Consider the following 18,590-nt stretch of genomic DNA (forward strand, 5'->3'; position numbering starts at 1 on the left):
CATTTTTTCACCGTATTTTCATCAGTTTAGTGCATGTTGAATATAACTGATTTTTCCCCTTGTATAGCGCAGAACACCTGCTAAAGCATGAACAGCAATCGTATAATTCACCCCTGACAATTTGGGAGTAAAACGTATGCTGGACTATGTGCTCATTGGCATAGCGGTAATGGCATTATTGGGTGTGGTATTTGAAGAAGTGCTTCACGTGAATAAGGCCAAAACCACATTATTTTTCGGAACATTCGCATGGATCCTTCTTTTCATAGATGCGAATAGGGGCCCTCACCTAGCAGAGCTCAATGAACACCTCATAGAAAACATAAGCGAAATATCCACCCTCTGGTTATTCCTTGTAGCGGCAATGACTTTCGTTGCTTACCTTAACCGCAAAGGCATGATTGAAAACATGTTAAACATTATCATGCCGCAAAAAATAACCCTCAAAAAACTCATATTCTTTACCGCTATTTTTAGTTTTTGCTTCTCCTCGCTAGCTGACAACATCACAGCGACCTTGGTGTCTATTGCCATGGTTTTATCCTTGGGTTTGCCCTTTAACCAAACCATGCGATTTGCCGTGCTAGTGGTATTTGCGGTGAACTCTGGGGGCGTGTCGCTAATAACCGGGGATGTCACCACTCTTATGATTTTCTTGGATGATAAGGTCACTATAACTCAGCTGCTCTTACTTATTATTCCTTCACTCACAGCAGTACTATTTCTAGCGTTACTGTTGAGTATAGGTATGAAGGGGGAGGTTAAAATAAAAAAAACACGCCATGAACTTAGGCCGGTTGATTACGTAATTGCGGGAATATTCCTGTCCACTATTGTACTGACGTTAATTGCCAATGTGCTTTTTGCTATTCCACCTATGCTTTCGTTTTTAGCGGGTATGGCGGTTATGTTTTTAGTGGCAACCTTTATGGGAGAAGAAAAATATGATGATCCTATCTTGGACTATATTCGCCTAATAGAATTCGACACGCTTCTGTTTTTCCTTGGGGTGTTGCTGCTTGTCGGAATGCTCGATCACATTGACGCATTGGGCGCACTTTTACATGTATATAGCGTAATGCCTTCAACAGGAGCCAACTTTGTGATGGGGGTGTTGTCTTCCATGATAGATAATGTGCCATTAACTGCTGCGTTGTTAAAAGCGGACATTGCCATGTCGACAGCTGAGTGGATGGCGTTCACGTATGCAGTAGGCGTTGGGGGCTCGTTACTTATTATTGGCTCATCAGCAGGTATTGTTACCATGAGTAAGGTTAAGGGCCTGACGTTCGCCAAATACGGCAAGTTCGTGTTGCTTCTTCTTGCAGCGTATAGCGTGGGTTACGCGCTGGTATTGGTAATGGCGAATTTGTTTGTTACGGCAAGTTAAGGTGGCGACGTTGCTTTTATAAACAGAACCAATAAAGCGTTTGAGGGCGATAGCCTGTCGCCCTTACGCTTTTTTATATAACGCTCCGAGTACCGTGGCTTTCGAAGCCCCTGTGACTGCAGGAACATTGCCTGGAATATCATTCATATACGCATGTGCAAACCACGCAAATGCTGCGCCTTCAACGTGCTGTGGATGGATGTCCAGAGCATGGCTGTCTGTTACTACATAATCGGTTAACGCATTGCTCAAGTTATGCATTAATGCTTTATTGAAAGCGCCACCGCCACACACTATAACTTCGCTTTTTGCGCCTTCTTTATTTGTTTTAGGAAAATGCTTCACAATTTCCTGAGCGATAGTGCTACCTGTTAGCGAAAGTAGGGTAGCCTGCACGTCTTTAGGGGCTAAATTATTGTTCTTTTCTTCGCTTTGCAGCTCTGCACTAGAAGGGAAGTAATCGGCAAGCGCATTACTTAACCAATTGATATTGAAATACTCTCTACCAGTACTTTTAGGCGCAGGCAAAGCGAAGTAATCATCCAATAAGAGCCTGTTTAACAGGCCTGAGTGACAATGCCCTGACGCAGCCCATGCTCCGTCTTTATCAAAGCTTTTATTTAAATGAAGACTTATCCACTGATCCATCAAGGTGTTACCGGGTCCGGTATCAAACCCTTTAGGTGGCGAAGCATCTTGTTTTGGCGCAAGCAGTGAAACGTTTGCTATACCGCCAATGTTAACGAGTACCCGGTGTTTTTCATCACTGGCAAATACTGCATTGTGAAAAGCGGGCACTAAGGGAGCACCCTGACCACCAAGGGCTATATCTTTGCGCCTAAAGTCGGCAATAACATCAATGCCGGTAAGAACAGCGATGGTATTAGGATCGCCTATCTGACAGGTGAAGCCGCGTATGGATGATTCTGCAAAGTGTGCTGACAATACATCGGAATTCGGATGATGACGTATGGTTTGGCCGTGCGAGCCAATAGCCGTAATATCCGAAGGATGTAGGTTGTTTTTCTCAAGCAGCGCTAAGGTGACCTTTGCAAAGGTTTCAGCAACCAGTCTATCAGCGATGGCCAAACTGTTAAGTTCATCAGGACCTTCACTACAAAGTGCATTGAGTGCAGTAAGTAATTCGGCAGAATAAGGAATTGAATGGGCGGCGAGGGTGGTGCAAGACGTTTGCGAGATGTCGCACAGGACGGCGTCGACGCCGTCCATGCTAGTACCTGACATCAGGCCAATATATTTTGCCATTTAGTCGTCGCTATTTCATTGCAAGCATAATGCGCTTGTTATTATCTAGCTGCTCTTGGCGTATTGCGGCAATTTCCATAAACCTTTCTTTCTCTTCCTTAGCAATAGGAAGCGCCTTCGGTAGTTCTACCGTTCGTGGGTTTCGGTGAACACCATCCACTAAAAACTCATAGTGAAGATGGGCGCCAGTAACCATACCTGAACTACCTAAATAGCCCACGGTTTGGCCTTGCTTAACCGTATCTCCCACTTTCACTGCACGCTTTTTAAAGTGAAGATATTTGGTTGTGTATTTCTCGCCATGCTGAATGAAAACATGGTGACCGTTATATTTATCGTATCCGGCTTTAATTACCTTACCGTCACCCGCAGCCATAATTGGCGTACCAACCGCAGCAACATAATCTGTACCGCGGTGCGCTTTCCAACGCTTTTGCACGGGGTGGAAGCGAGCTTTTGTGAAGTTAGAACTTACATATCTAAAATTCACTGGCGCACGCAGGAAGCTCTTACGCATACTGCGCCCTTCAGGCGTGTAGTATGTGCCATCTTCGTGAAGAATAGCGCTAAAATGCTCGCCTTGGTTGGTAAACTCCGCTGCAACGATGTCGCCGTAACCGACAAATTCACCGTCGATGTATTGCTCTTCGAATACTACGTTGAACGTATCGCCAGAACGGATCTCAATGGCGAAGTCGATATCCCAGCCGAAAATACCCGCCAAATTCATAATTTGGTTGCTGGTTAAGCCTGCATCACTGGCGGCGTTCCAAAAGCTTGAGTGAATTTCACCTTGGGCGAAGTTGTAGCGAATGTCTACATCTCGCTTTTCAAGCTCAGCGGTTAAGGCGCTGTTCTCATCCGACGATTCTGGACGTACAAACAGGGTTTCAGTCGAAGACAATTTGTACTTTAGCTCGCCGAAGCTGCCGTCTTTATTCGCTTTAAACGATAGTTCATCGCCGGGCAATAAAGTAACCAGCGTTTTTGTTAGCTCTCCTGCCTGCGTTACGTTATATACGTCACGCGAAGTGAAGCCAGCACGCTTAAATAGCTTTGCTAATGTATCGCCACTGCGCACCTTGTACGTCTGCCATGAAGATTCTTCTTCACCAGAAAATACATTGGTTGACGGCGCAATATGAAGCTCCACCGGATAGCGGACACCCGCATCCAGAATGTGTGCTTCTTGATGGCGACTGGCTTCTACTGGTTCACTTGGAAAAAGAATAAGCCCACCCAGAAATAAGCTAGCTACTGCTAACCCAGTTCTGTGCTGTTTCGGTAATTTTTTAAATAAATTTAGCGCTTTAGAAGCGTCTAATTTCTTTCTCATACTACTGCCCACCTGAGAAATGTTATGTGCACAACACTATTTCACATACGTTGCTTAAAAATGCAACTTTTCTCATTATATTGTTAGCGCAAATTGTTACACCCAATAGCTCTTATCATGAAGACTATTTCTTGAGATTACTGAATACAGTCCACGATAATTCAGCACTCTAATCCCACATTAAAAACTGTTGGGTTTAACAACATGACTGTTTGTAATCCGTTTTTTGACGCGCAAACCTTTTAATGGTTCCGTTGTACGCGTAAAATGCCCGCCAATATTGAATATACAGTTTTTTTAAGAGTGTGACGTACAAATGAAAGATTGGCAAACAGCGCTAGCTGAGATTAAACGGGGCGTTGATGAAATACTCCCCGAAGAGGATTTAATTGAAAAACTAAAATCCGGCAAAACCCTTACTATCAAAGCGGGTTTTGATCCAACTGCGCCTGATCTGCATCTTGGTCACACTGTGTTGATCAACAAGTTGCGTACATTCCAGCAACTAGGCCACAAAGTTGTTTTTCTTATTGGCGATTTTACTGGCCTAATTGGCGATCCTACAGGTAAAAATGTAACACGCAAGCCTTTAAGTAAAGAACAGGTATTAGAGAACGCGAAAACGTATCAAGAACAGGTGTTCAAGATCCTTGATGAAGATAAAACGGAAATACGTTTTAACTCAGAGTGGATGGACGACCTTGGTGCGGCGGGCATGATCAAACTCGCTGCAAGTCAGACCGTTGCACGTATGCTTGAGCGCGATGACTTTAAAAAGCGTTATAACAACGGTCAGCCAATTGCTATTCATGAGTTCCTGTACCCGTTGGTGCAAGGTTGGGATTCTGTTGCGCTAGAGTCAGACGTTGAATTAGGTGGTACAGACCAGCGCTTTAACTTGCTAATGGGTCGTGAGCTTCAAAAAGAGCAAGGCCAAAAGCAGCAATCTATTGTAATGGTTCCGCTTCTAGAAGGTCTAGACGGCGTTCAGAAGATGTCTAAGTCTTTGAACAACTACATTGGTATTACAGATGCGCCAAACGATATGTTTGGTAAAGTGATGTCTATCTCTGATGATTTGATGTGGCGTTACTATGACCTCCTAAGCTTCCGACCGCTAGAAGAGATTGCTGAGCTTAAAACTCGCGTTGCTAACGGTGAAAACCCACGTGATATTAAAATCATGCTGGCGAAAGAAATTATTGCACGCTTCCATGACGACGCAGCGGCAGAAGGCGCGCATCAGGACTTTATTCAACGTTTCCAGAAAAACGCTATTCCTGACGACATGCCCGAGCTTGAAATTGCATTAAGTGATGAAGGTATTGCCATTGGTAATTTGTTGAAAGAAGCTAACCTTGTAGGTTCGACTTCAGATGCTATGCGCATGATTAAGCAAGGCGCAGTTAAAATTAACGGCGATAAAGTGGAAGACACCCGCTTAGTAATCACCGAAAAAGGTGAAAATGTGTATCAGGTGGGTAAACGCAAGTTTGCGCGTATTACGCTAGCCTAATGTTTTTCTGATAGTTTTTGAAAGCCCGCTTAGTTAAGCGGGCTTTTTTTTGCCTGAAATATGAGTACTAGAGGAAAGTAGGGCGATTATTTTTTTAGAAGGCCCTAACTACTCATACAAAGTTGGCTTTAAGCCAAATTTAAAAGTGGGGATATTGGCTTTAACGTTTATAAGTGATTGTCGCTAAACGTTTTTTATTTTTCTTACTTTTTTTGAAAAATTTTGTCAGGTTTTTGCAATCGCTATCGTCTATAGGGGAAAAATCAATCAATAAACCCAACTGTACGATAAGCAGTTAACGCGTAGCAGGCTGGGATGAAACAACAGTGAAACTCAATACTAACGCTTACGCAATGCAAAGGATAAAAACATGACAACGGTAACTTCAACTCGTGCAACATACCATCAGGCTAACAAGAGCCTTCCTGCGAAGGAAGCGTTCATATGGCTGAAAGAGGGGTGGCAGCTTTTTATAAAAGCACCTTTCAAATTATTGGGGCTTTCTTTTGTTACTTTATTTGCCGCGGGGCTCATTCAAGCGCTAGCAGGGCCAATTGGCTTAGGCATATCGAAATGGGTAGGTCCGCTTCTGGCTACCGTAATGTGGTTGGCCATTGCCAACTTAGCAGAGAACAACAAGCTGAGATTGTCGGGCGGTACCCTGCGCTCATGGACAAATGTCGCTTTGTGGAGTTTGATCGGGCCAGTGATCGCATGGATCCAATTTCAAATTGGCGCTATGTTAATGGGCGCAGATGCAGTGGCGGCGTTAGCAAATGGTGTTGTAGTAGATGTACCCGCTTGGAAGGTCGGGCTAATGATGGGCTCGGCAACACCAATAAATTTACTGCTTTTATTTGTACCTATGTTGCTTATTTTAAAACATCGCTCAATCCCAGCATCTTTTACAAATAGTATTGCTACAGTAGTGGGCGCTTATAAGCCGATGTTGATAATAGGTGCCCTGATTTTCTTAACAGTTGCACTTGCGCCCTATACTTTCGCATTGTCGGGATTAGTGTTTGGCCCTATTGTTTCATGTATGTGCTTTGTTGCTTACCAGCGCTTATTTCGCTAATCAGCTAGGAAGCGTAATTCAACTGCTCACTTAAAGCGTGGAATTAAAAAATAATAAAAATGGAAATGCAGTGAAAGAAACCATTCAAATAGAAAAACTGCTTAGTGAATACGCGCCGCTCATGGCGCGTATTGCGACAACATTTGAGGCTAATAAATCACTTCAAGATGAGCTGATACAAGAAATGTCACTGGCGGTTTGGCGCGCTTTTGAAGGAGCTTCAAAAGACAGTGGTAGTGGCTTTCGCGGTGAGGCAAGTGTGAAAACGTTTGTTGCTAAAGTCGCACATAACAAGGCGGTTGATCACGTGATTAAAGAGCAGCGGCGTCAAGAGTTTACCCGTGACGGCGAGTTTGATTCTTCTCATACAACCAGCGCCAGCTCATCTCGGGATGCCACGTTACAAGAGAATGCGATTGATCTCATGACAGGCTTACGTCAGCTAGAAATAAAGTACAGACAGGTACTGGCATTGCTTTTAGAAGGTTTCAGTCAGCTGGAAATAGCTAATATGTTAGGTATCAAAGAGACTGCCGTCGCTAAGCGAGTAAGCCGCGCCCGCCAACAGCTAACGCAGATAATGGAGCAACAGCCTTGAGCGATAACAAAAAATCCTTGAGCGAAGATAAAAAAGCCCTGAGCGATAATAAAAGAGCCTTGAGCGAAGAAAAATTAAGTATGGCCGAGAACAGCACGCAAATGAACGAATTAGATAAGCAACTCGCTCAGTGGCAAAGTGCCTACAAGGATGCAACCCCTTCAGTAGATATAGATGCACTGATAAAAGAAACCAAGAGCGCAAGATTTAAACTTAAACTAAAAGGTGCCGTTGATTTGGTGCTCGGGCTAGCGGTTTCTGTGTGGTGTTTAACTTTGGTGTTGTTCGAGCCACTTAGCACGTATCAATTTTTGCTTTTCATGGTACTTACACCTATTCCCGCCGCTTTCGGGGCATGGGGATATTGGGTAAGGCAAAAGCAGTGGAAGGTCCAGGCGTTAGACGTTCAGTCAATGTTGGCGTTTAAACAAAACCAATTAAAACAACAATTACATTACTGGAAAATCAGCCTCTATGGATGCTTAGCTTTGTGGTGTGGATTGCTGGCACTCGCCGTCTTTAATGTACTGATGTTTAATGCCTTCACGCTGTGGGGGACACAGCTTTTGATAAACAGTGTGGTCGTTTTTATTGTATACCGCCGGTACAAAAAGTTAGCCTCCGACTTGCCGTCGGCGCTAAAGAAAATAGAAGATATGAAATAGCTGAAACTAATAGTCTTATAATTCCAGCATTGGTACGAAGCCCCCGTAAATAAGGCGTTTACCGTCGAAAGGCATGGGGTTTTCGTTTTCCTGCATTCTAGGATCTTCCATCACCTTTTTCCAAGCAGTATCACGCACTTCTTTTGAAGGCCAAAATGCAATGGAAAACACCACGGTTTCATTTTCTTTGGCTTTAACAGCCATCGGGAAAGACGTGACTTCCCCTTCAGGGACATCGTCACCCCAAGCTTCAAGTATTTTAGTCGCACCATACTCTTTAAAAATATCGCCGGCGAGTTTGGCGTGCTCAATGTATAACGCTTTATTTTCAGTGGGAACGGCTACAGCAAAGGCATCGATATATGACATGAGGTGACTCCGTCAAAGAATAGATACCTAAAATAGCCTAATTTATAGACAGCATGCAATGCTTAACATTAAGGTGAATCGTAATTTATAACCATTACTAGCGTTCTGCTATTTTCGCCCATTGGTACAAGCCATGCAGTGCTAGCCTTCTTGCTTTTGCAAAGGGGTAGGTTTTCAAAGGAGAACGATAAAGGGGAAGCGATAAATCGACGTCATTGCTACCCATCATACGTTGAGCAAGTCGTTGCCCTGCAAACGCGGCAAAAGAAACGCCCGAACCGCAATACCCCATGGCGTAACCGATATTACCGCTAGAGCGGTTTAAATTGTTGCCGCTTACCTTATTGTCGATGAAAATCCGCGGCATATTGTCTAACGATACACTTACCCAACCACTCCAAAAATAATCCATGGCGATACCGCTAAGTGAAGGGAAACTATTAAGCATCGCGCGATATAAGCGCTGTTTCTCTGACGCGTTATCTGCATCTTTACCTTTTACGGCACCACGACCGCCGAATAATAATCTGCCATCTGGCAGCACACGGTAGTAATACTTCATCATCCGCGTATCCATGAAGCTCATTGGTGCGGTTAGGCCAGACTTTGCACGCTGTTCGCTACTCAATGGCGCAGTGACAAAAATGCTCGATTGAACAGGAAATTGCTTATTGTCTACGCTGTCATGAAAGCGCTTAGGGGTATAAGCATTAGTAGCAATGAGTATGTGTTTGGCAAAAACTGCCCCGCTGGGTGTTACGACAACATATCCGGTCTTGTGCTTTTCAATGCGAATGGCTGGCGAGTCGTAAAAAAGCGTTGCTCCAAGCTCCTTTGCTACTCTTGCATATTCGCTTACTAATTTTAGTGGGTGTAAGCATGCACCCTTTAGCTCAACGCCACCATACGCCCCTTCAATACCAAAGCGCGCAATAAGGTCTTTTTCACTAAGTGGAGAGCTCGGCACATTGAAGTGTGACTCAAGATGCTTAGCACTGGCACAGAGTAGTTCGGCTTGCTTTGGGTTATGCGCCAGTTTTAAATAGGGTCCTTCTACCAAATCGACCTGCATATCAAAGTCTGCAATACGTTGTTTAAGCAGGTGTACCGCGCCATCAAACTCGCCCTGCATAGCTTTGGCGATGTCACGACCCCACTTGTCCTCTATGGCGCTTAAGCTCAATCGGCCGCTACCCGAGAGGATAAAGCCTCCATTGCGGCCCGCACAGCCAAATCCCGGTGAATTCGCATCAAGTAGCGTGACTTCTTGTTTCGCTTGAGCAAGTGTGATGGCAGCTGAAAGACCGGTATAACCACCACCAATGACGAGGTACTCAGTGTTTACCTTCTTGTTTAAAGGCGGCAGTGTTGGTGGTTTGTGTGTGGCATGCCAGTAGCTGTTTGCCGCGGGTAACATTGATGAAACGCCGCGTGAAATAAGAGGATCGTAGGTCATAGAATAAAAACGTTTTTACCTTTGGCGTACTTATGGAGCTTGAAATTGAAGTAGCATTTCCGCACCTTCACACTCGCAATAACCCTCGCATACAGGGCAATCGTAGCCTTCGTGAATAGATGCGTAGCGCCATTTATTGGGGTGTTTCTTGATAAGCTGCCCCCCATTTTTGGTGAAGTACTTAAATGCGCTGTTGCCCGGACTTGCCAACCAAATATGTGCTAAACCCGCTTCTGCGCCTTGAGTTTGCGCACATTCAATCGATTTACTTAATAGTCTGCTGCCAATTCCACAGCCCTGCATTGCGGGGTCTACCGTGTTGCATTTGAAATAACATACGGTATTTGGATCTACTGGCCAAAGGGAAGGGCTGCACCACTCATCTGCTTCCCATTGCGTATGCGCAAAGGTGAGCCTGAAACCAACAACTTTTTGTTTGTATAGAGCTACCCAGCTAGCATTAGTATTGCCAACAAAGCTCTTTGCATAGTAATCAGCAAGTAGCTCGTTGGTTAGGTAGTTATCTCCGTGCACGTGATTGCCAAGAGCAATCACCCCTGCAAAAAACTCAGGCGCTAGAGACTCGTAGCTGATATCACTTTGAATTATGTGGCTCAAATGATTTGTGGGCTTCATACTTTTTCTTTACGTGGGGCGTTTTTCATCCCGTCAAGGTGCACATCCAAGGCTTCAACTGATATCAATATTTCTCTTACCGACATCCATAGTGAATACAGAAGTGATACTAAACTTGCAGCAAACACCCAGTTTCCTACCTGTTGATAGGTGAGGTATATCGCTAGCATGGATACTACACAAAGAAAAAAACTACCCACACCTGCTATTTGCATTCGCTTAATAAGTTGAATACGTAATCGAAGGTTTTTTATTTGTGCTTGAGTATTATCATCTCTCTCTTCTTTTGAAAAGTTTCGGATAATAGTTGCAAGCGTTAAAAAGCGATTGGTATAGGCTAGAAGCAATAAAGAAATCGCCGGAAATAACATGGCCGGAGTAGCAATATCTATTTTCATGGGTGTTTCATACAATCGTCGAGTAAAAAGAGTGTATCACAGGGGCTCAGTTACACACAGTAATCAGCCAAGAGGTTGAACTTACAACATCTTTAGTGCCAAAGACTAATACGAAGGAGAAGGCGGAATATTGAGTCTACATTCGGTCAACTGTCATGCCAGCGGCACTCCAGCCTAACATATCGCCTTCTAAATGCATGACTTCAGAAAAATCGAGTTCTTCCAATACTTTCATTGCCAGTTTGGCTCTTCTGCCTGAACGACAATAAATGATAATAGGCTTGTTTTTGTGGCCTTCTAATTCGCTAAGGTAGTCATTGATATTTTCATGGGGCATATTTACTGCGCCAGGAATGTGACCATCGGCGAATTCTTGCGGAGAGCGAACATCAATAAGGAGCCAGTCGTTGTTTGCAACTCGCTCGATAAGGTATGGTGATGCGGCAACAGAGGCTTGCGCGGTCGCTTTCGCTGTGCACTGAAGCGACACAAACAATGCAACACTGATAACAACTAGAAAACCCGCAACAACAATCCGCATGAATAAAAACTCTTACCTTTTTATAGAAGATTAGAACCTGCTCTTATTCTGTTACACAAAGGCGCTTAAATTGAGCCAAGTCGGTGTGTATCAATTGAAAACAGCCCAGCAGGTCTAGACTTAAGTATAACGCTTATGCGCTTTCTTTAATACCTTTACAGAGTACTTTTAGTTCATTTATTAATCGCAATGAAAACCGACTGGTGACGTCTGGATCCACAACAATTAAGGGGGCTTTGAGGAAAGAGCGATGATCACGCCAGAATACCTCAAGTTCTGAATGCGTACTTTTAGATGCCGCAATGAGTGCATGAGGTTGGCGAGTGAGTACATCTTTTAATGCGACTTGAGGATAGTCTACAGGACTGTCTGCAAATAATGTTTGAGCACCACACACATTCAGCAGTTGGTTACCCCACGCGTTGGGACCGATGGTCATAAGTGGAGCAGTCCACGAATAATAAAATATTGGTATAAGCGAGGATTTGTCGTATTTACTTCGAAGTTCGGCTAGTTCGTTGAGAAAATCATTGGAGAGCTGGGTCGCCTGCTTTTGCGTATTTGTAAGTGCCCCAAGCCTTTTAATTTCGCTGGCTATATCAGTGATATTTTCGACCTTGCTGCTAAATACGTTTAGACCCATCGAGGAAAGCTTATGGATATCTTGCGGCTTATTGCCTCCATCCCATGCAAGAATTAAATCAGGTTCTAACGCCACAATGGTAGCGATATCGGCACCTTGAAAATCCGCCACCCGCTTAATATTTTTCGCGGCGTCAGGATAGTCGCTATAGTCGCTTACACCTACAAGGTTAGGGCCTAAGCCCAAACTAAATGCCCATTCGGTAAGGTGGGGCGCAAGGCTGACTATCTTTAGCTCGACGGAATTTGATAAGGCGCTTGATTCCGAGCTTGGTGCAACATCGGCAGAAGCAAATTGATCTGAATGAGCTAGGTGCTTTGTCTCGGCATCTGATTCTGAGTTAGCAAATGTGAGAAGAGGTAAATAGCTTAAAATTACAAAAAAAATGGTTTTCATCATAACTGCTGTTTTCATTGGGCTACGGCCATTGCCAGCATAGCTAACGATGCGAAGGCGCTAACCGCAATCATGGCATGAGTGACCGTATTTTTGGCTGTCAACATGTGAGAGTACTTTACCTCGTTAGCGCCTCCCACGCGGGTGTATCGAATCTTCTTGTTGGCATAAATTGCTGGTCCGCCGAGTTTAATATCAAGCACACCGCCCATAAGCGCAAGCAGTAGCGACGTTTTATCTTTCACTGGGGAGCGCTTTATGGCGCGAAACCCTTTAATAGGATGGCTGACCAGTAGTGTTGCTAGACCACCAATGACCGCGGGCGGCATATTAAGTAAGTAAACAAGGTTACGTACGGGTTTGGCAAAGAAAGTCATTGCAGGGGTTCGGTAATGCCACTGCCAAGATGTGAGCAAAAGCAATCGATAAATGAGTGCGCCTATGGGGCCTGCCACTACAAAGTAGAAAATAACGCCGCAATAAAGATAAAGAAACTTCAGCCAAAGCGATTCTATCGCGGCTTTGGCAATTCCTATATCGGAAAGTGAAGCGCATTGACGTGCGGTAATGGTTTGCGCCATTTCACGTGCGAGGGATTTTTTATTTCTTCCCACACTCGCCAGCACTTTTTTGTACTGTTGACGCTGGTAACCGTAATCGAGCAGTGCGACAAGAATAATCGCCTCAAAGAATACGGGGTATTGGGCCATGTACACCAAGATGGCAACACATACTACCAACGGCGCAAGAAGAACTAGGGCGGCTAATGAGCCTGAAATATAGTGCTGAGACCTACCGTATTCGCGAGAGGGCACCACTTTGCGCCCCATTTGCTGAACGAGGTAGCGCATGAGCGTTAATGGATGAGTACTTTGGGGCCAGCGCCATAATGCGTCAACGGCGATAGCCAGCCAAAGTACGAATAGCGACTGGTATTGCGGGTCGCTAATTACCTCTGTCATCTTATTTTGCGAGAGCCTTAATCATTGCCATAACTAATTGTGCTGAGTGTTTAGCGGCAGTGTCTAGATACTCTTTAAAGCTCACTGACGACGTTTTTCCTGCAATATCCGACAATGAACGAATGACAAGGAAAGGCGTGTCGAGCATATGGCAAGTTTGACCTATAGCTGCACCTTCCATCTCAACCGCTTTCATGTCTGGGAAGTTTTCACGCAGTTCTGCTACAGCTTCGTCGCTACCGATAAACGCATCGCCCGTACAGATTAAACCTGTTGTCGACTGAAGCGACGTAATGCCTGTGGCAGCACTACGAGCGGCTTCCATTAACCTTGTATCGCAACGGAAATCTTCAGGCATACCTGCGCATTGACCGAGCTTGTAGCCAAAATGGGTTAAATCGGCATCATGGTGAATAACGTGACTGGCGATCACTAAATCACCGATGTTTAGATTCTTGTCGAAACCTCCGGCAGAACCGGTATTGACTACAGCATCAGGGGCGTACTGTTCGATAAGTACAGTAGTAGCAATTGCTGCAGCCACTTTACCAATACCGCATTTTACTAGCACCACTTCTATGTCGTTAAGTGTACCTTCGTAAAACGTCAGGTGCTTCCACTGGGTTTCTTTTACATTCCAAAGTGACGCTTTAAGTAGCGCAACTTCTTCGTCCATTGCACCTAAAATACCAATTTTTTTCATAACTTTACCGACGGTGTTGAGGGAATTTAACGCGTGAATACGCTGCTGAAAGCGTTAATTGTATAAGGAAAATAGAGAAACTGACAGAAAAATGCCTCTGTTACCGCTATTTGAGAGTAAGAAAATAGCAAAGCAACAAAGGCCAGGGGAAGTGGGGCTTATGTCTTAAGCTGCAGCTGGTCTGCTTGAACGCACTGGGCGAGTCGGGCGCTTTGGTGGCTCTGGATTATGCGTTGGCAGCTGTGCCATTTTTTGCTGTAAACGGCGATATGGAATGAGTTTGTTTTCCAAACACTCGCGAATATCGTCAACGGTATAACCAGATTTCACTTTAATTCTTGCATGAGGAAGGCCTGCAGCATCAAGTGCTCCGGTTACAAACCAGTCTTTTTGTGATTTATAACCATCTTTGCCTTGGCTATGAACTAAGTCGATAGCAAGAACAGGACTCATGTCGTGTTTATCTACTAATACAAAGTCGAGCTGTCTGCTAGAAGCTCTGCTGATGGCTTGGCTTGCCGTCTTTTTATTTGCAGACTGGCGAACCGCCACTAAATCGTTAAGACGCACACGGCACACTATGCGAAACTCTCTTCCCATAGCCTGTTCGATAAGGTTTAAAAAAGAGTGCTCAACGGGGGTGAACAATTGCGGCTTTCGCCTAAATGGAAATGCGACACCGCCGTCTGACAACTTTATGGCACCCAGTGCAACGACAATAAGTAACATCATTAGAATAATTGCCAATTCCATCGTAACCCTCGCAAATTTCAATAGTTAAAGCCCACGGAATGCATAATAAAGAAGCCCGCTAAAGTGTTTATATCGAAAAAAGCTTGGGCTCCGTTTGCAGTTTGAGCGTCATAAAAATGACACTCACTGTTACCGTGGAGTAGTTATTGATGATTTTGCAAAGCAGATGCCAACATGAGTAGATTTCGTAGTTGTCTTGCTAAAAGGGCTTATTTCGTTGTGGATGTAACAAGAATATCCACTTGAGAGCCGGTATTATCTGGGCTGATTATTACTCTGACCCCTTTATCTTCTGAGGATAACAACGTGCGGCCGCTAACTGGTGTGTGAGTTTTTAAAGCAGGGTGCGCCGTTTGGTAAACATCCAGTAATTCACTCGGGGAGCGAGGAGAGTGGTAAACCATTACTGCTGTCTTGCTTTCGTCAAATGCTTGGCATTGTCTTGCATCATCAGAAATCTTAATTTGCTGAAAATCAGAAGGGCAAGACGTGATGCTTGGCTTACTAGGTGAAGAGTTGACGCTTTGTTTCTTGGTTTGGTTGTTGACTTGCGCATTTAATGAAGCGTCAACAGCAATGGTATCAGCTAAGCTGGCATTGCTCGCTGCTATCGCCAATGTTAGACACAATGTAAGTTTCTTAATGTTTAAATGCTGCATAGATAGATTCTTCACCCGATGTGCGATGTCTTTAATTGCTTAAACGATAGTAGAGTCGTAACTCTCGCGCTTCAACTAAACCTTGGTCTATTAACGTATATTAGTGAGGTTTTCCGTATAGGTTTTGGTTTAAAGCATCACTTCATCCCTGCAACTCTATTACTGGTCATAAGGCGTGGTCAATAATTGATACAGCGCATTTGTTCCACTGTAAAAGTTGCCTATACGTAAGTTTTCATTAGGAGCGTGTTGATTGTTATCAGCATTGACTAATGGAATAAGAATTACCGGCTTTTCTATACTGTTTACTAGCGGTGCGGTTGGAACAGTACCCCCCATCATTGGAATAACTACAACCTTCTCATCGCTTACAGATTCTAGTGCCTTTTGCGCCCATAGACCAACTGGCTCATCGAGGGACGTTTGTAGTGCTGCAGTGCCGGGGCTAACTTCTATAAGAATGAGTTTTTCATGCTTTAGACGGGTTTCTTTTGATGGCAATTCGTCCACAACGTGATATCCCTTATCTGTTACATAGTCTTTTAACAGCTTAACTTGTCTGGACGAGTGAGCCTCTTTTGTAGTTCTAATATCGATGGACGCTGTAGCGCTAGCCGGAATGATTGTCCTTACTGCTGTTGTGCTTGCAGCGCTCAATCCATTGATATTTAGAGACGGAAGACTAATGGATTCATAGTAGTTGCCACCTACAGACTCTGACTTTGCTACCCCAAGGCGTGCCAATAGTGCAGTTTCATCAATAGGAATGTCTCGAAGCACCTGTTTTGTTTCTTCTGACAGAGGAGCGTCTCCGTAATAATTAGGAATAGTCACCTTGCCATTTTCATTTTTCATCCCTGCTAAGAGTGTTGAGAGCATAAAAGCGGGGTTTTGAATGTAGTTGCCAAAGTGCCCACTATGGCTATCAGAGTTTGGTCCGAAAACAGTGAGCTTAACCAGTGTCGCACCGCGATGACCGAAAACCACGGTAGAAGCGTTGGATGGATGCATGGGACCGTCTAACATTACTACGGCATCTGCAGAAAGCTGCGCTTTGTTTTTTTCTATCACTTTTGCGAGGGTAGGAGAGCCACCTTCCTCGTTTGAATCAAGGAGCACTTTGATATTAACTGATGGCGTCACCTTATTCGTCGAAAGTGAGTTTATGGCTGCTAGTAACATCATAATTGGGGCTTTGTCGTCAGATGCCGAGCGCGCAAAAATACGCCAATTAGGGTCATAGTCTTTATCGAGTAAAGAGAGTGGTTTTTCAACCCAGCTGTCATTTTCTTCGATTTTTAGAACGGGCTGCCAAGGGCTGTCTTGTTCCCACAACTCAGCGTTAACCGGTTGACCATCCATATGTGCATAAAAAAGCAGGGTAGGGGCATTTTTCCCAGCTAGCATGTAATCAGCATACAGCATCGGCATGCCGTTGTTTTCCAGCAGCTGAGTATTAAAACCATACTCGCTGTATTTCGTTGCCGTCCAACGCGCAACCTTTTCTATATCAGTTGCTGATTGCGTTGCAACGTTGGGTAGCGTGAGATATTCCAAGTAGTCTGCGAACACTGCTTTAGCCGAGCGAGTGGTAAGTGCGTTACTTTCCTCTGCCTGGGCGCAATATGAAACGGAAACTAAAAATAACCCGTAAAGTAGCCCTGTCCGCAATCTCATGATGTCATCTCTTTATTCAATTATTCTATCTAATGTAAATCGTATCTCTTTAGTTTTAAATAAAAAAAGCTCGATAGCAGAACTATCGAGCTTTTCGTGAATGGACAATAGGCCTTAGTTAGCGAAGGTTAAACGCCAATATAGTCCATAATCCCTTCTGCGGCTTTACGGCCTTCGTCGATAGCAGTAACAACCAAGTCACTACCACGTACCATATCGCCACCGGCAAAGACTTGCGGGTGAGAGGTCTGGTAAGCAAATTTGCCAGCAGATGGCGCGCGTACGCGACCTTTTTCATCAAGCATAATGCCGAAGTCAGCAAACCATGGCGCAGGGCTGGGCTGGAAGCCGAAGGCGATAATTACCGCGTCTGCTTCTAGTACGTGCTCTGAACCTTCCACTTCAACAGGGCGGCGGCGACCATTGGCATCCGGTGGCCCCATTTCGGTTTTAACCAGCTTAACACCACATGCCTTACCGTTTTCATCTACTGCAATGTCTAGAGGCTGAAGATTGAATTTAAACTCAACCCCTTCTTCTTTCGCATTAACAACTTCGCGGCGAGAGCCTGGCATGCTTTCTTCGTCACGGCGGTATGCACAGGTAACTTGGGCAGCGCCTTGGCGGATTGACGTGCGAACACAGTCCATCGTGGTATCACCACCACCTAGTACTACTACGCGCTTGCCTTTCATATCAATGTAATCAGCAGGATCTTTTTCAAGGCCCATTACGCGATTGGTGTTGGCGATAAGGAAAGGTAAGGCTTCGTGAACGCCTTCAACTTCTTCGTTATCGAAACCACCTTGCATCGACTTGTACGTACCCATGCCTAAGAAAACAGCATCGTATTTATCAAGCAAATCCTGGAACTGTATGTCTTTACCAATTTCAGTGTTAAGTACGAACTCAACACCCATCTCGGTAAAGATTTGGCGGCGTAGCTTGATCACGTCTTTCTCTAATTTAAAAGACGGGATACCAAATGTAAGTAGGCCACCAATTTCTTCGTATTTGTCGTAAACAACAGGTTTAACGCCGTTACGAACCAGGATATCAGCACATGCAAGACCAGCTGGGCCTGCACCTACAATCGCCACTTTCTTGTCGGTCCATACCACGTCAGACATATCTGGGCGCCAGCCCATTTTGAATGCTGTATCGGTAATGTACTTCTCAATACTACCGATAGTCACAGCGCCAAAATCGTCATTCAGTGTACATGCACCTTCGCACAGTCTGTCCTGTGGACATACGCGGCCGCATACTTCCGGCAAACTGTTGGTTTTATGAGAGAGTTCCGCAGCTTCCAAAATACGGCCTTCGTTCGCCAAGCTTAACCATTGTGGAATATAGTTGTGTACAGGACACTTCCATTCACAGTATGGGTTACCGCAGTCCAAGCAGCGATCTGCTTGGCCTTCGGTTTGAGATTGGCTCAGCGGTTGATAAATTTCCGCGAACTCTTGTTTACGTACCATGATCGGCTTTTTCGGCGGATCGATACGTTCAACATCGACAAATTGATATACGTTCTTTGCCATAAAC

At 44.7% G+C, this 18,590-nt stretch carries 19 protein-coding genes; 5 read left to right on the plus strand and 14 right to left on the minus strand.

The window, feature by feature from the left end; all coding sequences use genetic code 11:
• Nucleotides 1–136: 136 nt before the first annotated feature.
• Entirely contained in the window at nt 137–1,390 is a 1,254-nt protein-coding gene (locus tag WA381_RS00570) for an SLC13 family permease (protein WP_039235284.1), read from the plus strand.
• A 63-nt stretch (nt 1,391–1,453) separates the two neighbouring features.
• Here the strand turns inward: WA381_RS00570 and WA381_RS00575 are convergent, their stop codons facing one another.
• Both WA381_RS00575 and WA381_RS00580 read right to left on the minus strand, forming a co-directional pair.
• Nucleotides 1,454–2,656 (minus strand): anhydro-N-acetylmuramic acid kinase, encoded by a 1,203-nt coding sequence (locus WA381_RS00575; RefSeq protein WP_156086862.1) that lies wholly within the window; start codon nt 2,654–2,656, stop codon nt 1,454–1,456.
• 10 nt (nt 2,657–2,666) lie between these two features.
• Nucleotides 2,667–3,992, minus strand: a complete 1,326-nt coding sequence (locus WA381_RS00580) for an OapA family protein (RefSeq protein WP_014950560.1) — start codon at nt 3,990–3,992, stop codon at nt 2,667–2,669.
• Between the two features lie 316 nt (nt 3,993–4,308).
• Here WA381_RS00580 and tyrS point away from each other — a divergent pair, with 316 nt between their 5' ends.
• The 4 genes from tyrS to WA381_RS00600 all read left to right on the plus strand — a co-directional run bounded on the left by tyrS (nt 4,309) and on the right by WA381_RS00600 (nt 7,849).
• Nucleotides 4,309–5,508, plus strand: a complete 1,200-nt coding sequence (tyrS, locus tag WA381_RS00585; RefSeq protein WP_069944833.1) for a tyrosine--tRNA ligase — start codon at nt 4,309–4,311, stop codon at nt 5,506–5,508.
• 370 nt (nt 5,509–5,878) lie between these two features.
• Nucleotides 5,879–6,586, plus strand: coding sequence for a hypothetical protein (locus tag WA381_RS00590; RefSeq protein WP_156086861.1), 708 nt, complete (start codon nt 5,879–5,881; stop codon nt 6,584–6,586).
• A 70-nt stretch (nt 6,587–6,656) separates the two neighbouring features.
• Nucleotides 6,657–7,184, plus strand: coding sequence for an RNA polymerase sigma factor (locus tag WA381_RS00595; protein ID WP_156086860.1), 528 nt, complete (start codon nt 6,657–6,659; stop codon nt 7,182–7,184).
• On the plus strand, nt 7,181–7,849 hold the full coding sequence (locus tag WA381_RS00600) for a hypothetical protein (protein ID WP_231506558.1): 669 nt from the start codon (nt 7,181–7,183) through the stop codon (nt 7,847–7,849). Before WA381_RS00595 ends, WA381_RS00600 begins: the two co-directional genes overlap by 4 nt.
• A gap of 15 nt (nt 7,850–7,864) precedes the next feature.
• Here the strand turns inward: WA381_RS00600 and WA381_RS00605 are convergent, their stop codons facing one another.
• The 12 genes from WA381_RS00605 to WA381_RS00660 all read right to left on the minus strand — a co-directional run bounded on the left by WA381_RS00605 (nt 7,865) and on the right by WA381_RS00660 (nt 18,586).
• A complete protein-coding gene (locus WA381_RS00605; RefSeq protein WP_014950555.1) occupies nt 7,865–8,218 on the minus strand; it encodes a DUF1428 domain-containing protein in 354 nt (117 codons plus the stop codon).
• Between the two features lie 97 nt (nt 8,219–8,315).
• Entirely contained in the window at nt 8,316–9,674 is a 1,359-nt protein-coding gene (locus WA381_RS00610) for an FAD-dependent oxidoreductase (RefSeq protein ID WP_156086859.1), read from the minus strand.
• A gap of 30 nt (nt 9,675–9,704) precedes the next feature.
• A complete protein-coding gene (locus WA381_RS00615; RefSeq protein ID WP_014950553.1) occupies nt 9,705–10,310 on the minus strand; it encodes a GNAT family N-acetyltransferase in 606 nt (201 codons plus the stop codon).
• The gene (locus WA381_RS00620) at nt 10,307–10,708 is read right to left on the minus strand and encodes a DUF2721 domain-containing protein (RefSeq protein WP_061486467.1); all 402 of its coding nucleotides are present in this window, start codon (nt 10,706–10,708) and stop codon (nt 10,307–10,309) included. Before WA381_RS00620 ends, WA381_RS00615 begins: the two co-directional genes overlap by 4 nt.
• Before the next feature lie 136 nt (nt 10,709–10,844).
• Nucleotides 10,845–11,249, minus strand: a complete 405-nt coding sequence (locus WA381_RS00625) for a rhodanese-like domain-containing protein (protein ID WP_014950551.1) — start codon at nt 11,247–11,249, stop codon at nt 10,845–10,847.
• A 133-nt stretch (nt 11,250–11,382) separates the two neighbouring features.
• Nucleotides 11,383–12,306 carry a cobalamin-binding protein gene (locus WA381_RS00630; RefSeq protein ID WP_197044420.1) on the minus strand — a complete coding sequence of 308 codons (924 nt, stop codon included), beginning with the start codon at nt 12,304–12,306 and terminating at the stop codon, nt 11,383–11,385.
• A complete protein-coding gene (locus tag WA381_RS00635) occupies nt 12,303–13,250 on the minus strand; it encodes a cobalamin biosynthesis protein CobD/CbiB (protein ID WP_156086858.1) in 948 nt (315 codons plus the stop codon). The genes WA381_RS00630 and WA381_RS00635 overlap by 4 nt, the downstream gene beginning before the upstream one ends.
• 1 nt (nt 13,251) lies before the next feature.
• A complete protein-coding gene (locus WA381_RS00640) occupies nt 13,252–13,953 on the minus strand; it encodes a 5'-methylthioadenosine/adenosylhomocysteine nucleosidase (protein ID WP_014950548.1) in 702 nt (233 codons plus the stop codon).
• A gap of 165 nt (nt 13,954–14,118) precedes the next feature.
• Nucleotides 14,119–14,706: a DUF2726 domain-containing protein gene (locus WA381_RS00645; RefSeq protein ID WP_014950547.1), complete on the minus strand. Its 588-nt coding sequence runs from the start codon at nt 14,704–14,706 to the stop codon at nt 14,119–14,121.
• 209 nt (nt 14,707–14,915) lie between these two features.
• Nucleotides 14,916–15,365, minus strand: coding sequence for a hypothetical protein (locus tag WA381_RS00650; protein WP_156086857.1), 450 nt, complete (start codon nt 15,363–15,365; stop codon nt 14,916–14,918).
• A gap of 159 nt (nt 15,366–15,524) precedes the next feature.
• Nucleotides 15,525–17,042 (minus strand): M20/M25/M40 family metallo-hydrolase, encoded by a 1,518-nt coding sequence (locus WA381_RS00655; protein ID WP_156086856.1) that lies wholly within the window; start codon nt 17,040–17,042, stop codon nt 15,525–15,527.
• Nucleotides 17,043–17,170: 128 nt separating this feature from the next.
• Nucleotides 17,171–18,586 (minus strand): FAD-dependent oxidoreductase, encoded by a 1,416-nt coding sequence (locus tag WA381_RS00660; RefSeq protein WP_014950544.1) that lies wholly within the window; start codon nt 18,584–18,586, stop codon nt 17,171–17,173.
• Nucleotides 18,587–18,590: the final 4 nt, after the last annotated feature.

Source organism: Alteromonas sp. CH_MED4-4, assembly GCF_037029575.1.
GTDB lineage: Bacteria > Pseudomonadota > Gammaproteobacteria > Enterobacterales > Alteromonadaceae > Alteromonas > Alteromonas macleodii.

What these genes read in the sequence shown, in the direction of transcription:
- WA381_RS00625 (WP_014950551.1), bottom strand. Translation starts at nt 11,249, where the DNA reads ATGCGGATTGTTGTTGCGGGTTTTCTAGTTGTTATCAGTGTTGCATTG.
- WA381_RS00580 (WP_014950560.1), bottom strand. Translation starts at nt 3,992, where the DNA reads ATGAGAAAGAAATTAGACGCTTCTAAAGCGCTAAATTTATTTAAAAAA.
- WA381_RS00590 (WP_156086861.1), top strand. Translation starts at nt 5,879, where the DNA reads ATGACAACGGTAACTTCAACTCGTGCAACATACCATCAGGCTAACAAG.
- WA381_RS00650 (WP_156086857.1), bottom strand. Translation starts at nt 15,365, where the DNA reads ATGCAGCATTTAAACATTAAGAAACTTACATTGTGTCTAACATTGGCG.
- WA381_RS00640 (WP_014950548.1), bottom strand. Translation starts at nt 13,953, where the DNA reads ATGAAAAAAATTGGTATTTTAGGTGCAATGGACGAAGAAGTTGCGCTA.
- WA381_RS00630 (WP_197044420.1), bottom strand. Translation starts at nt 12,306, where the DNA reads ATGAAAACAGCAGTTATGATGAAAACCATTTTTTTTGTAATTTTAAGC.
- tyrS (WP_069944833.1), top strand. Translation starts at nt 4,309, where the DNA reads ATGAAAGATTGGCAAACAGCGCTAGCTGAGATTAAACGGGGCGTTGAT.
- WA381_RS00620 (WP_061486467.1), bottom strand. Translation starts at nt 10,708, where the DNA reads ATGAAAATAGATATTGCTACTCCGGCCATGTTATTTCCGGCGATTTCT.
- WA381_RS00575 (WP_156086862.1), bottom strand. Translation starts at nt 2,656, where the DNA reads ATGGCAAAATATATTGGCCTGATGTCAGGTACTAGCATGGACGGCGTC.
- WA381_RS00660 (WP_014950544.1), bottom strand. Translation starts at nt 18,586, where the DNA reads ATGGCAAAGAACGTATATCAATTTGTCGATGTTGAACGTATCGATCCG.
- WA381_RS00645 (WP_014950547.1), bottom strand. Translation starts at nt 14,706, where the DNA reads ATGGAATTGGCAATTATTCTAATGATGTTACTTATTGTCGTTGCACTG.
- WA381_RS00655 (WP_156086856.1), bottom strand. Translation starts at nt 17,042, where the DNA reads ATGAGATTGCGGACAGGGCTACTTTACGGGTTATTTTTAGTTTCCGTT.
- WA381_RS00610 (WP_156086859.1), bottom strand. Translation starts at nt 9,674, where the DNA reads ATGACCTACGATCCTCTTATTTCACGCGGCGTTTCATCAATGTTACCC.
- WA381_RS00635 (WP_156086858.1), bottom strand. Translation starts at nt 13,250, where the DNA reads ATGACAGAGGTAATTAGCGACCCGCAATACCAGTCGCTATTCGTACTT.
- WA381_RS00605 (WP_014950555.1), bottom strand. Translation starts at nt 8,218, where the DNA reads ATGTCATATATCGATGCCTTTGCTGTAGCCGTTCCCACTGAAAATAAA.
- WA381_RS00570 (WP_039235284.1), top strand. Translation starts at nt 137, where the DNA reads ATGCTGGACTATGTGCTCATTGGCATAGCGGTAATGGCATTATTGGGT.
- WA381_RS00615 (WP_014950553.1), bottom strand. Translation starts at nt 10,310, where the DNA reads ATGAAGCCCACAAATCATTTGAGCCACATAATTCAAAGTGATATCAGC.